Origin of the sequence: Fibrella arboris, assembly GCF_041321095.1 — a bacterium.
Lineage (GTDB): Bacteria > Bacteroidota > Bacteroidia > Cytophagales > Spirosomataceae > Fibrella > Fibrella arboris.
The window spans coordinates 34274-48326 of the sequence record NZ_JBGGWE010000019.1 but is presented as its reverse complement, the minus strand read 5'-3'; the positions used below and the strand labels follow the sequence as shown (position 1 = coordinate 48326).

At 53.8% G+C, this 14053-nt stretch carries 14 protein-coding genes; 8 read left to right on the top strand and 6 right to left on the bottom strand.

Going from position 1 to position 14053, the window contains the following annotated elements; genetic code table 11:
• Nucleotides 1–7 precede the first annotated feature (7 nt).
• Nucleotides 8–922, bottom strand: a complete 915-nt coding sequence (locus ACAW75_RS24085) for a hypothetical protein (protein WP_370731335.1) — start codon at nucleotides 920–922, stop codon at nucleotides 8–10.
• A 117-nt stretch (nucleotides 923–1039) separates the two neighbouring features.
• Nucleotides 1040–2161 carry an NAD(P)/FAD-dependent oxidoreductase gene (locus ACAW75_RS24080; RefSeq protein WP_370731334.1) on the bottom strand — a complete coding sequence of 374 codons (1122 nt, stop codon included), beginning with the start codon at nucleotides 2159–2161 and terminating at the stop codon, nucleotides 1040–1042.
• A 113-nt stretch (nucleotides 2162–2274) separates the two neighbouring features.
• Between ACAW75_RS24080 and ACAW75_RS24075 the strand changes: the two genes are divergently transcribed.
• From ACAW75_RS24075 to ACAW75_RS24055, 5 genes are all read left to right on the top strand, one after another.
• Nucleotides 2275–4227 carry an alpha-amylase family protein gene (locus ACAW75_RS24075; RefSeq protein ID WP_370731333.1) on the top strand — a complete coding sequence of 651 codons (1953 nt, stop codon included), beginning with the start codon at nucleotides 2275–2277 and terminating at the stop codon, nucleotides 4225–4227.
• A 214-nt stretch (nucleotides 4228–4441) separates the two neighbouring features.
• A complete protein-coding gene (gene sufB / locus ACAW75_RS24070) occupies nucleotides 4442–5935 on the top strand; it encodes a Fe-S cluster assembly protein SufB (protein ID WP_370731332.1) in 1494 nt (497 codons plus the stop codon).
• Nucleotides 5936–6032: 97 nt separating this feature from the next.
• Complete coding sequence (locus ACAW75_RS24065; RefSeq protein WP_370731331.1) at nucleotides 6033–6236, top strand: hypothetical protein; 204 nt, start codon at nucleotides 6033–6035, stop codon at nucleotides 6234–6236.
• On the top strand, nucleotides 6233–6421 hold the full coding sequence (locus ACAW75_RS24060) for a PIN domain-containing protein (protein ID WP_370731330.1): 189 nt from the start codon (nucleotides 6233–6235) through the stop codon (nucleotides 6419–6421). The genes ACAW75_RS24065 and ACAW75_RS24060 overlap by 4 nt, the downstream gene beginning before the upstream one ends.
• Nucleotides 6412–6669 (top strand): PIN domain-containing protein, encoded by a 258-nt coding sequence (locus tag ACAW75_RS24055; protein WP_370731385.1) that lies wholly within the window; start codon nucleotides 6412–6414, stop codon nucleotides 6667–6669. The genes ACAW75_RS24060 and ACAW75_RS24055 overlap by 10 nt, the downstream gene beginning before the upstream one ends.
• A gap of 18 nt (nucleotides 6670–6687) precedes the next feature.
• On the opposite strand, the gene uxuA is transcribed toward ACAW75_RS24055, so the two are convergent.
• Nucleotides 6688–7875, bottom strand: a complete 1188-nt coding sequence (gene uxuA, locus ACAW75_RS24050; protein WP_370731329.1) for a mannonate dehydratase — start codon at nucleotides 7873–7875, stop codon at nucleotides 6688–6690.
• A gap of 218 nt (nucleotides 7876–8093) precedes the next feature.
• Entirely contained in the window at nucleotides 8094–8465 is a 372-nt protein-coding gene (locus tag ACAW75_RS24045) for a DUF4260 domain-containing protein (protein ID WP_370731328.1), read from the bottom strand.
• Nucleotides 8466–8566: 101 nt separating this feature from the next.
• On the opposite strand from ACAW75_RS24045, the gene ACAW75_RS24040 reads away from it, so the two are divergent.
• Nucleotides 8567–9022 carry a DMT family transporter gene (locus ACAW75_RS24040; protein ID WP_370731327.1) on the top strand — a complete coding sequence of 152 codons (456 nt, stop codon included), beginning with the start codon at nucleotides 8567–8569 and terminating at the stop codon, nucleotides 9020–9022.
• Between the two features lie 86 nt (nucleotides 9023–9108).
• A complete protein-coding gene (locus ACAW75_RS24035) occupies nucleotides 9109–9636 on the top strand; it encodes a YfiT family bacillithiol transferase (RefSeq protein ID WP_370731326.1) in 528 nt (175 codons plus the stop codon).
• 90 nt (nucleotides 9637–9726) lie between these two features.
• Here ACAW75_RS24035 and ACAW75_RS24030 read toward each other — a convergent pair whose 3' ends face one another.
• On the bottom strand, nucleotides 9727–10710 hold the full coding sequence (locus ACAW75_RS24030; protein ID WP_370731325.1) for an acetyl-CoA carboxylase carboxyltransferase subunit alpha: 984 nt from the start codon (nucleotides 10708–10710) through the stop codon (nucleotides 9727–9729).
• Nucleotides 10711–10804: 94 nt separating this feature from the next.
• Nucleotides 10805–12235: an MBL fold metallo-hydrolase RNA specificity domain-containing protein gene (locus ACAW75_RS24025; protein WP_370731324.1), complete on the bottom strand. Its 1431-nt coding sequence runs from the start codon at nucleotides 12233–12235 to the stop codon at nucleotides 10805–10807.
• Nucleotides 12236–12434: 199 nt separating this feature from the next.
• Between ACAW75_RS24025 and dacB the strand changes: the two genes are divergently transcribed.
• Nucleotides 12435–14045, top strand: a complete 1611-nt coding sequence (dacB, locus tag ACAW75_RS24020; RefSeq protein WP_370731323.1) for a D-alanyl-D-alanine carboxypeptidase/D-alanyl-D-alanine endopeptidase — start codon at nucleotides 12435–12437, stop codon at nucleotides 14043–14045.
• Nucleotides 14046–14053 lie beyond the last annotated feature (8 nt).

Here is a 14053-nt window from a genome sequence, read left to right as displayed (position 1 = left end):
GAAAAGGCTATTTACCTTCGTAAACGAAGACGTAGCGCAGGCCCAATGTCTGGTTGACTGAACTACTGATTAACCCATCGGGACCAGTGTATTGATGGCTATACGTATAGCTCGCTTGTGGCTGGCTATTGGCACTGGTCTGCATCAACACGATGTTTCCCCTGGCATCCCGCTCCGTTTTGGTGGCTACCTGCCTACTAAACTGACTTGAACATGCGGCGCTTGGCGGACAAACCAGCCAGACCGAATCGACGCGAGTGGTCTGCTTTGTATCGGCGGAAAAAACCTGTCGGGTCGAATCGGTTGGATAAGCTGTATTGCAGGAGCAAAGGGCGTTATAATAACTTAAGGATGTGGCGCTGGTCAATGCCTTCCCGGTGTACTGATAGGTTGTGTGGTTGTTCAGGTTGAGCGGATAAAACGAAACCCTCGATTGTCGGGATACCGACGCCAGCAGCCCGTTGGTATAAGCATATTCCGTGAGGCTCGTTGGCGCTTCTGATCCGCTGGTGGCCAGGTTGGAGACGGCCTCCCGAAGCAATTGCGAGTCGGTGCCGTAGGTGTATGAAATGACCCGGCTGACAATGCCGCCGGGTTGCCCTTCTATGAAAATCCGTGAGGCCAGTAAGCCCACCGGGTTGTACTGACATGTAGATTTGGCTACCAGGCTACTGTCTTTGTACACGTTTATTTCTTTGAGTCGCTGCGTGGCCGATGCGGGGATGGGCGCGGCAAATTGCCTATATAGATCTGCCAGGGCAGGTAAGCTCACAGTGCTGCTGACCAACGTTGGTGTGTTGCTGACCGGCGCTGTTACTGGGTCCGGTGTGTTGACAATGCGGGTAACTACCGGATCAACAGATTTCTGACAGGCGACAAAAAGCAGAAACAGGAACAAGGCAGAAGCGTGGAGCGATTTCATGATACAGGTTGGCCGATTACGTTGAGTTAATAACTAAACGGTGCCCGTTGCCCGAGTTGGTCAGCGCTACCGCACTTATTCGCTTAGTTACTTATCATACGGCACACCAAGCAAGTTTCAGGTGGCAATCACCTGACCATGCGTTTGTTTCATTACCGTTCGTAGGGCAGGTTTTACGGCGCCAAAGACAGCTACGGCCGCTTCGCTTAACCATGATTGGCCAAAGAGTTGCTGCACGGTGCGCCCCACCCAAAGCCGCCGACTGAACAGCGCCGACCAGTTGGTTTGGTAGGTACGTTCCAGGTCAGCGCGGGTGAGTTCATTCCGTAAAAAACGGTTGGCCAGCCCACTAGCCAGTTTGGCACCATGAATAGCCATTGCCATGCCGTTTCCGCAAAGCGGCGTAATTAAGCCGGCCGCATCGCCCACCATCAGTATATGATTGTCAACGGCCTGTTTCGGCGCGAACGATATTTCGTTGATCACCTCGGGCCGGTCGTACAGGAACGTACCTGACTCGAAAACAGCCCGTAGATGCGGATTCTGGTGCAAGATGGCTTTCTCCATGGCTGGAATGGTGCCGTGCGTTCGCAGGTTGGCGCGGGTGGTCAGGTAACAGAGGCAATACTTGTTCTCTTCAATGGCCGACATGCCGCAGTAACCATCCGGGAAATTATGGAGGGCAATAACGTCTTTGGGAAAGTCGACGCCAGTAATGTGGTACTTCACGCCAACGAAAGGGGATGGGCGCTGCATAAAAGCCCGATCGAGCGTTTTGTCGAGCTTCGATCGTTTGCCGAACGTACCCAGCACGAGCCGGGCCGCTAGTGTATGGCCGTTGGCCAGCGTAACCGTAAACTGGTCATTACCGAACAGGACGGCATCTACACGGTGGCCAAGCCGGAAATCGACGCCTGCTGCCAGACCAAGCTGGTACAACTGATGGTCGAGCACGTACCTGGAAACACCAAACCCACCCAGGTCGAGCGGGGCTGTCAGTAACTTTCCTGACGGAGCCGACAGCCAGAAATCGGTGATCCGGGCGGCACCGAGGCTATCCAGATCAACACCCAGTGATTCGAGGTACGGGCGCACCTCGTTGGAAACGTATTCGCCGCAGACTTTATGGAACGGGTAGGTCTTTCGCTCAATCAGCGTAACAGTAAAGCCCGCCCGCGCCAGTTCAATCGAGCTGATTAAGCCGGCCAATCCGCCGCCGATGATAATTACGTCCTGCATACACATGTATAAACCGGTATTTTCGCCACAGAGTTATACCGCTTGTCGTATCTTCTCTGCGCAACTCCGTGTTCGTGCTGTGTAACTCTGTAGTGAAAACTTACTTTTGCTTTATGCCGACCACTATCCAGACACTTTCTGCCGACTGGCAACGCCAGTACCCAACGTACCTGGCTGACTATCAGTCAGGTAAAATTAGCTACGTACCTAATCTGCTGCCGCAAACAGCCGTACAGTTTTCGGTCTATCAAACGCTCGATATTCTGCAAAAAAGACTCGGTACCGATATGATGCGGAAGGCGCTCGACCCGCAGCAGCATGTGGCCTCGCCGGTATTGGGGCAGCAGCATGGAGCCTGGCTGAAGCAAAGCCGGATGGTGGGCATCAATGTGCGTACCATCGGTTCGTTCTGGAATGTGATCAACTACATACTGACCTTGCCCGCCTGCCACGACAGCATTCACCTGCTGCCCATCTGGGAGCCGGGCGTAGTGGGAAGCCTCTACGGCATGGTGAGCTGGCAGATCAACCCCGAATTTTATAGCGTCGATCTGGCCCGGTTCATTCCCACGCTCGATACCGTCGATAAGCAGTTGAAAGTGGTCGTGAACCTGATCCATGCCATGGGCCGCACCGTGGGCATGGACGTGATCCCGCATACGGATCGGTTCTCGGAAATGGCGCTGGTGCACCCGGCCCTGTTCGAGTGGGTACACCGCGATGGGCACCGGCTAGTCGATCATTCCGAGAACGTGTACCGGCATGTGGAAGAGGTCATCTGGCAGTTTCTGCAGCAACACGGCAGCGCTGATAACAGCCCGATCACGTACTCGAAGAGTGTCTTCTTCTCGACCCGGATTCCGCTGCTGACCGACCAGCAGCGACACCTGATTCTCTTCGGTCGCCCCGGCGATTACAGCGGTCGGCTGCAACGTCGCCTCGATCTCATCAAACACCTGACGGCGCAGGGCTTCGAAACGCTGCCCATGACCATGGCCCCACCCTACCGGGGCCTGCACATCGTGCCCGATGATTTCGTGACCGATGAGTTCGGGCAGGTGTGGTATCAGTACAGCTTCAACCAGCCGCAGCCATTCTCGCGGGTGTTCGGCCCACTGGCGCGGTACAAATTCTACCACAGCCACAACGATAACCGCGACTGGCAGCTCGATTTCGACCGGCCCAACCAGCCAGCCTGGGAGTATATATGCCAGCACGTTCACGCTTGCCAGCAACAGTTCGGCTTCGACTTCATGCGTGGCGACATGGCCCACGTGCAACTTCGCCCAGACGGTGTGCCCGCCACACCCGACGCGTATTACGATCCCCTACGCACCATCAAGCACTACGTACAGGCCAAGGGAACGCCGCATTTCGCCTTCTTCGCCGAGACCTTCCTGGCCCCACCCGATACCATGGCCTATGGCAACGAAGCCGATCACCTCGAAGCGATCGACGCCGACACTACGCTGGGTGATCTGCAATCGATGGTAGTTGGCTCAGGTACGTTCAACGAGCAGCTTGGCACGTACCTGGCACTGGCCGAAACCCGACAATTTGCGCCCAATTTCACGGTCATGACCGCCGATAAAGACGACCCGCGCTTCGATGCATTTTACCGGACCGGTAACCTGTTCCGGTATTTCATCAGCCTGTTCCTGCCTGAATTGCCCAGCTACGTCGGGCTTGGGTTCGAGATCCGTAACCAGCACGGCAAGCGGGGCGCCAACGAAGAGTATACTAAGCTCTACGTATTCCGTATTTCGGATGAAGCGCAACCCGACAAGGTGACCCACGGCCCGTTCGTATGGGGCCAGAACGCCGGGCAGTTCGTTGCCATTGGCCGGATGCGCGCCTTTGCCGAACAGATCTGGAAAGATATTGCTGGCCAGCCAGTAACCTGGAAACAAAGGCCAGACAAAGACGCTGTGGCCGGAACAGCCCTGGCGTGGCAGGTTGGTGACACGTACCTGTTCACGGCCGCCGTCGGTGACGTTGAATCGCCGGCAGGGCAGGGAATGCTGATTTTTGAAGAAAGCGGTTGCCAGATCTACAAAGTTGGTTAATCACTGGGGCCGGTTGGTTGATTTGTAGCGGCGGCCCCTCGCGTCAGCAACAAACCGCCTCCATACCCATCAACCAGCCAATCTAACCTAACCTTATTTCAAGCGTCAGGAACAGAGCCTGATGCGATTTTGTTAATTTTGTACGATACGTTCTTAAACCGTAGCGAGCCGTTTTGTCGTTACACTCGCTTTCACCGGCAATTGCCAACCAATCATGAGCAAAGAAGTTGAACTCTTAGAGAGCATTACCAACGCTGAGTACAAGTACGGGTTTGAAACCCTGATTGAAGCGGATGAAGCTCCCAAAGGGCTGAACGATGATATTATTCGCTTTATATCGGCCAAGAAAAACGAGCCCGAATGGCTGTTGGAATGGCGTCTGAATGCGTTCCGGCTGTGGCAGACAATGGAAGAGCCCCATTGGCCCAATGTCAAATACCCCAGGATTGACTATCAGGATATTATCTATTATTCAGCCCCGAAGCAGCAGAAAACAGTTGGCTCGCTCGATGAGATCGACCCTGAACTGCGCCGGACGTTCGAGCGGTTGGGTATCTCGCTATCAGAACAGAAGCGCCTGTCGGGCGTGGTAGACGAACCCGTTGATGCCAATGGCAACCCCATTGAGCGCCCACGTGTAGCGGTCGATGCCGTTATGGACTCGATTTCGGTAGCCACGACCTTCAAGAAGGAACTGGCTGAGAAAGGCATTATTTTCTCGTCTATCTCTGAAGCTGTTCACGATCACCCTGAGCTGGTAAAGAAATACCTGGGCTCGGTTATTCCACCCAAAGACAATTACTTCGCGGCCCTGAACGCGGCTGTGTTCACCGACGGTTCGTTCTGTTATATTCCAAAAGGCGTTCGTTGCCCAATGGAGTTGTCAACTTATTTCCGCATCAACGCAGCCGGTACCGGTCAGTTCGAGCGGACGTTGATCGTCGCCGATGAAGGCTCATACGTAAGTTATCTGGAAGGCTGTACGGCCCCCATGCGTGACGAGAATCAATTGCATGCCGCCTGCGTAGAACTGATCGCCCATGATAACGCCGAGATTAAATACTCGACCGTTCAGAACTGGTATCCCGGTGATAAAAATGGGCTGGGTGGTGTCTACAACTTCGTGACCAAGCGCGGTATCTGCGAAGCGAACGCCAAAATATCCTGGACGCAGGTTGAAACGGGTTCATCGATCACCTGGAAATACCCGTCGGTTATTCTGAAAGGCGATAATTCGATCGGTGAGTTCTATTCGGTAGCGGTGACCAACAATATGCAGCAGGCCGATACGGGCACCAAAATGGTGCACATCGGTAAGAATACGAAGAGCCGGATTGTGTCGAAAGGTATCTCGGCTGGTAAGAGCCAGAACTCATACCGTGGACTGGTCGAAGTAATGAAACGCGCCGATAACGCCCGGAATTTCTCACAGTGCGACTCGCTGTTGCTTGGTGACAAATGTGGGGCGCACACGTTCCCGTACATTGAAGTAAAAAACCAGTCGGCCACGGTTGAGCATGAAGCCACCACGTCGAAAATCGGTGAGGATCAGCTTTTCTATTGCAACCAGCGCGGTATTCCAACCGAGCAGGCTGTAGCCCTGATCATCAACGGATACGCTAAAGAAGTCCTGAACCAACTCCCGATGGAGTTCGCCGTTGAAGCCCAGAAATTGCTCGAAATCAGCCTCGAAGGTTCTGTAGGGTAATGTTCAGACTAGTCGAGTTAAGGAGCCCCCGCATAAAGAGCAGGGGCTTTTTTTTGTAGAAAAGTGTTATCTTAGTTACAGATAAGGAGTAAACTGTATGACTGTAGAACGCACACAAAATGAGGTAATTGTACATTTATCGGCGGCGATAAATGTAGAAGAATTGCAGCGTATACTAAATTACCTGACCTACAAAGACGCAACCGCCAGTAGCGAGGCAACCCAGGAAGAGGTTGATCAGATAAGCAGTGAGTTCAATAGAGGACGGTGGTCTGCCAGCGGGAAAAAGGTTGTTAAGTGAGAATAGTGGTCGATACGAATATCGTTTTTAGAGCCATTTTAAACTCAAATGGTAGGATTGGCGATTTACTTTTCAATACTGACGATTCTATTTCATTCTACAGTTGCGAATACTTGCAAACAGAGTTGACTCGTCATAAAGGGAAACTGTTGAAAGCAGCCAGAAAGATGACAGAATCCGGCTAAACACCTCCATTTCGTTGGTGTTTAGCCGGATTCAATTTATCAATGAGAATCTTATTGCGGAAGAATTTTGGCAGGAAGCCCAAGAGTTAGTCGCTGATATTGATGATGCCGAATTTGTAGCACTCACTATACAACTTGGGGCTTCGCTATGGACAGGCGATAAACCCCTCTACACTGGTTTACAGGAGAGGGGTTTTGCAAACGTGCTTACTACTGATATGCTTTGGCAACTGACGCTTGGCAGTTAAATGCGGCCTTAACAACGTCTACAACCCCCGTTCAATACCCATTTCCAGGCCGCGCAGTTCGGCCAGGCCACGTAGGCGACCAATGGCGGTGTAGCCTGGGTTGGTTCGTTTGGTTGGGTTCAGGTCATCGAGCATACGGTGGCCGTGGTCGGGGCGGAACGGTAGACGTAGATCCGGGCGACCTTCTTCCCGTCGCCGTTTCTGTTCAAGCAACAGGTTTTTCATCACACCATACATGTCAACATCACCGGCCAGGTGATCGGCTTCGTGGAAATTGCCGTCAGCATCGCGTTGGGTGGCTCGCAGGTGAACGAAGTTGATACGGTTGCCCAGGCGTTCAACCATACCGGGCAGGTCATTGTCGGCACGAACGCCATAGCTGCCCGTACAGAAACACAGGCCGTTATGCTTGCTCTCGTAGGCCGCCAGCAGTTGCCGGGCATCTGCTTCCGTACTCACTACGCGGGGCAGGCCAAGAATCGGGAACGGCGGATCGTCGGGGTGAATGGCCAGCAGGATACCGGCATCTTCGGCCACCGGCGTAACGGCTTTCAGGAACGAGTATAGATTGGTGCGTAGGGCCGCTTCGTCTACATTGTCGTAGGTGGTCAGCACATCGGCGAAGGCTTCGAGGGTGAAGCTTTCTTCGCTGCCCGGTAGGCCGGCAATGATGTTGCGGGTCAGTTTCTGCACGGCCGCTTCATCGGCCCCATCCAGCCAGTTTTTAGCCCGGCTCAGTTGCTGGGCTGAATAGGTTTTATCGGCCCCCGGCCGCTTTAGAATATACACCTCGAATGCACAGAACTCGGTCATGTCGAACCGGAGCGCCCGTGATCCGTCGGGTAATGGATAGTCGAGGTCGGTGCGTGTCCAGTCGAGCACAGGCATGAAATTGTAGCAGACCGTATCGATGCCGCACTGCGCCAGATTGACCAGGCATTCTTTATAATTCTCGATGTACTGCCTGTAATTCCCTGACGCTTTCTTGATGTCTTCGTGAATGGGTACGCTCTCAACTACCGACCAGGTCAGGCCAGCCTGTTCGATCTCATCTTTCCGTTGCTGAATCTCGGCTACTGTCCAGACCTGTCCGTTGGGAATATGATGCAGCGCCGATACGATGCCAGTGGCCCCGGCCTGCCGTACATCGGATAAACTAACGGGATCTTTGGGCCCAAACCAGCGCCATGTTTGTTCTAATGCCATGCTAAAAAGTTGTTCAAGAACTATAAAAGTCACCTCGAAAGGGAGTAGCTGTATCGCCCGGCCAACAACTGACCGATACCAGCACCAGCTACGGGTATGGAAACACCTGCCACAAACTGCCCTGACAGGAGCAGGTACATCGCGTGGCCACTTGTTGCGCGTGATACACGTATACGATCATTAAGGAAAGACCATACAGGCAATACTTACCCGATTAGTCACCTGCTTTCCTGGAGTTGCCCATTGCCAACCTGGCCTAAATGGGTGAATTTGAATCCTTTATTGTATTTAAGGCCGTAGCCCATCATCCGGTCCATGGCCGAATGGCCGAACAGGATAATACCCGTCAGCAGGAGGTAACTGTTCCCGGAAAGAAGCCCGGCGATACCAATCAGAATGGGGGTTGCTTTGTGGTGCACCAGGTTATACATGAAGGCGCCAGCGGTATTAGTCAGAAGGTACCCAAGCATACTAACGTCGGGAACCAGCAACAGAGCAGGGTAGAGCCACCAGGCAAAAGGGAGTTTGGTGAACAGGACGATTGATAAGGCGAATTGCGCCGCTTCTTCGAGCTTCAGTAGCGTTTTCATGTAGATGAGGCCATAACAGCCCTGGTTTGATTACGCCACAAAGTTGCCGTAAGCCCGGCAGTCGACTCGTTAACAAAAGATAAGGAATAGCGGCAGGATGCGTGGACTACGAAATACCCACAGGCAAGAATTGGTTTCCACTGACAGATAATGATTTCATAACGTACCCAGTCGGTCAACGTACCAGCGCAGCACCGTACTTTGCCAGCATGGCCTGGATCGCTCTTTTGCTGGCTGCTGCCTGTCAGACCGCCTGGACGTATTCGCTGAAATACGCTGATTTCAACGCGCTATTACACCTGCGTATCACGCCACCAGTCCTTATTCCGGTGTTGATCAACATAGCGTCGGGACTGGCCAATGTGTTTTTCCTGAATATGGCGTTCAGGTACGTTCCGCTTGCTACCGCTTTTGGCATCTGGACCGCCGGTACGCTGGTGTTCATCAAACTGGCCGACGTGCTGATTTTAAAAGCTCCGTGGTCATTCGCCGAGCTATTTTTCGTTGGGCTGCTGACCGTAGCCATCATCGGCCTTAAGCTGTCGGAACCGAAGTAAAGAAGGGATCAGTGAAAGTGGTAACGGAGAGAAGTCTGTAAGTTTGCAGGGCACACTTTCACAAGTCGCTCATTCACTCTTTGACTATGCAAACTGACGATCCCCGCCAATTTCCAATAGGCCGCTGGTCGGGCCAAACTGAGTTCACTGCCGACGAACTGCGTACCCGCATTCAACAACTCCGCGAACTGCCAGCGCAGTACCGGCAAGTAACCGAATCACTTTCTGATGCAGAACTGGCACGTACCTACCGCCCCGGTAGCTGGACGGTGCGGCAAGTGGTACACCACGTTGCGGATACGCACCAGTGGCATTATTTCCGAATTAAACACGCGCTAACGCTACCTGACATTGCGCCGGGGATGTTCAGCAACGTAAATGACTGGGCGGGCCAACCCGACGGGCACAATATGCCAGTAGCTCCGTCGCTGTCTATTCTGGAGGGGCTACACGAGCGGCTGGCTTATTGCTACGAACAGTTGCCGGAAGCTGATTGGCAAAGGGCCTACTACCATCCATTCCGACAAATTAACGTGTCGTTGGCGCAGGCGATCGATATGGTTGTCTGGCACGCGCAACACCATCTGGCGCATATCAGATTGGCGTTGAAATAAGTTTACTGTCTTCAGTTTACTGTTGCTCCGCTAATAAACCTTATGGTTGGCTGGCGGAGCAACCGTAAACTGAAGACAGTAAACAGTTTTTTATTCCACCACCACACCCATTGCGCAGAACTTGTCGATGCGGCTGTCGATGCGTTGTTCGGGCGTCATGGTGTTTAATTCGGCCAACGTATCGAGGATGGTTTTTTTCAGAATGTCAGCCATGGCGGCGTGGTCGTGATGAGCACCGCCCAGTGGTTCGTCGATGATTCCGTCGACGAGATGGAAGGATTCCATGTCGGCGGCGGTGAGCTTCAGCGCTTCGGCGGCCTGCTCTTTATAGTTCCAGCTACGCCACAGGATCGACGAGCACGATTCCGGTGAAATAACAGAATACCAGGTGTTTTCGAGCATCAGCACCCGGTCGCCAATGGCAATACCCAGGGCACCGCCCGATGCTCCTTCGCCGATGATGATGCAGATCACCGGCACCTTCAGCATAAACATCTCTTTCAGATTGCGGGCAATGGCTTCACCCTGTCCGCGCTCTTCGGCCTCGAGACCCGGAAACGCACCCGGCGTATCGATCAGCGTGACGATGGGCCGGTTGAATTTCTCGGCCAGCTTCATCAGGCGTAATGCCTTGCGATACCCTTCGGGATTGGCCATGCCGAAGTTCCGCTGCTGCCGTTGTTTCGTGTTCCGGCCTTTTTGCTGACCAATGATCATGACCGTCTGCCCCGGTCGGGATGCCGCATCACCGTCGCCATGGGTGATTTCGGCAAAACCACCGACCATCGCCGGGTCATCGCGCACGGTCCGGTCGCCGTGGAGTTCGATGAACTGATCGCACATCCGCTCAATGTAGTCGAGGGTATAGGGGCGATCCGGGTGACGCGATAACTGCACCCGCTGCCAGCGCGTGAGGTTCTGGAACAAATCGTGCCGAAGCCGGTCGATGCTTTGTTCGAGCGTCTGTACTGCCTCTGAAACGTCGATTTTGCTGGTCTCGGCCAGCCGTTTCATCTCATCGAGCCGGCCCTCCAGGTCGGCAATAGGCTTCTCAAAGTCGAGGTAGGTTTTCATCTTTGAAGTTTACAGTTTGCTGTTTACTGTTGCACTGCTCCTGATCAAAGTTCTTATAAGCAGCGCAACTGTAAACAGCAAACTGTAAACTGGTTTAAAGTTCGTACGTCTGGCCTTTGGCGGGAATCTGCACGTTCGTGTACCCTGCCTCGGCTAGTGTTTCTTTAAAGGATTCCATGCTACTGGCTTCGCCATGTACCAGGAAAATGTTTTTCAAGGTTTCGGGCGATTGCATCTGCACGAAATTGAGCAAATCATTACGGTCACCGTGCCCGCTGAATACATCGATCTTTTCGATGTTGGCCAGCACTTGCTTCTCTTCGCCTTTGATGGTCAACGTGGGTTGCCCGTTCAGCAAGCGCCAGCCCAGGGTACCTTCGGCGCAGTAGCCGATCAGCAGGATCGTGCAATACGGGTTGCCAATGTTGGCGGCTACGTGGTACTCAACACGCCCGCCCTGTACCATGCCCGACGAGGAGATGATAATGCACGGTTCATTGTAATCAGACACCGCCTTGCTGGCTTTGCTCGATTCCAGAAACTCGAAATTCTCGAAGTCGAACAGGGTTTCGTTCTCGTCGAAGAAATCGCGGGCCTCCTTGCTTAGCTGGCGGATATGCTTGGCGTACACCTTGGTGCTTTCGAACCCCATCGGGCTATCTGAGAACACTTTGATCGGCTGGAAGCCACGCTGTGTATAGAGGCGGTTAAGCGTATACAGCAGCGACTGGGTACGTCCCACGGAGAAGGTTGGAATGATCAGCCGGCCCGGAATGTCGATGCAGGTACGTTTGATCACGTCGGCCAGGGCATCCTCGGGTGATTCGGTGTCGTTATGAAGCCGATTCCCGTAGGTCGATTCACAAATCAGGTAGTCGACGGGCGGAACCGTGGCGGGATCAACCAGCAAGGGGTAGTTCTTCCGGCCAATATCACCCGAGAAACAGATGCTTTTCTTTTGGCCATTCTCAAATACATCGACCACGATATGCGCGGCACCAAGCAGGTGACCCGCCGGGAAGAACGTGACGCTGCATGATTCGGTAAGGCGGAATTTGCGGCCAAACTGAAGCGCTACCACACTGTCCATGCTTTCGCGGACCTGCTTATCGAGAAACAGTTCTTTCTGAAGTTTCACCTGCTTGTCGAGGACTTTCTTCTTTTTGCTGCCGCTCAGTTCATTGATCTTTCGCTGGTTGAGCGAGGCGGCATCTTTCAGCAGAATGTCGGTGAGCGCGAAGGTGGCTTCAGTACACAGGATCTGACCTTCGTAGCCTTCGCGGTAGAGGTTGGGCAGGTTGCCCGAATGGTCAATATGGGCGTGCGTGAGCAGCACGACATTGATACTGGAGGCTTCAAATGGAAAGAAACCAGTATTGACGGATTGTTCAACGGGGGGAGTTTGTCCGTTCGAGCGCTCCAGATCAGAACCACAATCGATCAGAATGCGGTAATCGTCCTCTAATTCCAGCAGGTACATACTGCCCGTTACCTGCTGGGCGGCTCCCCAAAATGTTAATTTCATGCGTGGTATTTACCGTATTAGTATGTCAACGCCGGCTCGTTCAGGCAGTACGTTTCCTCATCAGAGGCCGCGTGCCGGGCCGACTCGATTAGTCATCGGGCGGTTAAAAAGGGCTTTTCTATAACGCAGATACGGTATGCTGAATTCCCTTAGCTTTGCAAAGCTACAAAAAAGGCCTGAACAGCCTAACCCCCGCCTCGTGCCTATCTACCCCGCCTTGTCCTTACTTCATGGCTCTGTTCGCCGTATCTTAATCGTCTGGATGCTGGCCGCTGGTATGCTGCCGGCGCTAGCGCAGGGGCAGCTTTCACCGCAGCCTTCATTGCAGCTCTCTCCCGACTCGGCTGCGTTACAGCGCCTGCGTACCTGGGCCATTTCCTTACAGACCGGTCCACTGGCCAGCAACGGTATCGTAGCGCTATCGGTGAGGCGGGTGCATGATGGGAAAGTGCTATTCGGGCAGAATGATGTCACTAGTCTGTCAACGGCATCGACATTAAAGCTGGTTTCTACGGCAACGGCCCTGGCCACGTTGGGTGGCGCCTATTCATACACAACCACGCTGGAGTACGACGGCGTGATCAAAGACAGTACGTTGCAGGGCAATTTATACCTGCGCGGCACCGGCGACCCATCGTTGGGGAGTGGTCGGTTTGCCGGTTACCCGGCCTGGTCGGCACTGTTGAAAGATATAGCAGGGCGGGTGCGGCAGGCAGGAATTCGGCGCATCGACGGAGCCGTGCTGGGCGATGCCAGCTTCTTCAATGATCAGCCTGTTCCCGACAGCTGGCCCTTCAGTGACCTGGGAAATTATTATGGTGCGGGCCTGTTTGGCCTTAATTTTAATGAGAACCTCTACCGGGTTTATTTCAAATCCGGGCCAGCGCCTGGCGCCCCGGCTCCGGTAGTACGGACCGACCCGGCCATGCCGTTCCTGGCGTTTACGAATCAGGTAACTATCGGTCCGGCTAATTCCGGCGACGAGGTAAACATTTATGGGGCACCTTTTCAGCAGGCAGCCACCCTGGCAGGCACCATTCCGGCCAACAGCAATGAGTTTGCCGTAAAAGGAGCTATACCCGACCCGGCATTCTTTACGGCCTATGCCATCACTGAACAACTCCGCCGCGATAGCATTCGGGTAACGGGTAGCGCGGCGGCGTATAGGCTGGGTACGTTGCTGTCAGGCACGTATTCAACAAGCGCAATGGGAGCAGGTATTGGCAATAAACCACTGGGCAACAAAACAATAGCCCGAACAGAAATTGCCAGGTACGTATCGCCGCCCCTGAGTGATTTGGTACGCGAAACCAATTTTCAGAGCATTAACCTCTATGCTGAAGCCCTGATGCGGTCGGCTGCCCGGCAACTAAAGCAGGCGCCTACCAGCTGGCCCGAATCGATCTCGGCGATCACTGGTTTCTGGAAAAGCAAAGGCCTTGATCTGGCCGGCTTCAGGCCCCGCGACGGCAGTGGCCTGTCAACAACGGGGAGTATGTCTACCGACAACCTCACGGCTATTCTGGCAGCCATGACCCGTGAAGGCGCCTATCCGGCGTTTTATGCCAGCATTCCCGTAGTGGGGCAAACGGGTACGGTACGCGGGCTGGCGAAAAACACAAAGGCGGCGGGCAATGTGCGGGCTAAAAGCGGCACTATCGAGGGGGTACGGGCCTACGCAGGCTATTTCACGGCTACCGACGGCACATTGATGTGTTTTTCGTTGATGATCAACAAATACGCCGAAGGGAAATACGCGGCCCTCACGCCGCAGATCGAACGCCTGTTTGTGCTGCTGGTATCCCTGTAGCCTCGATA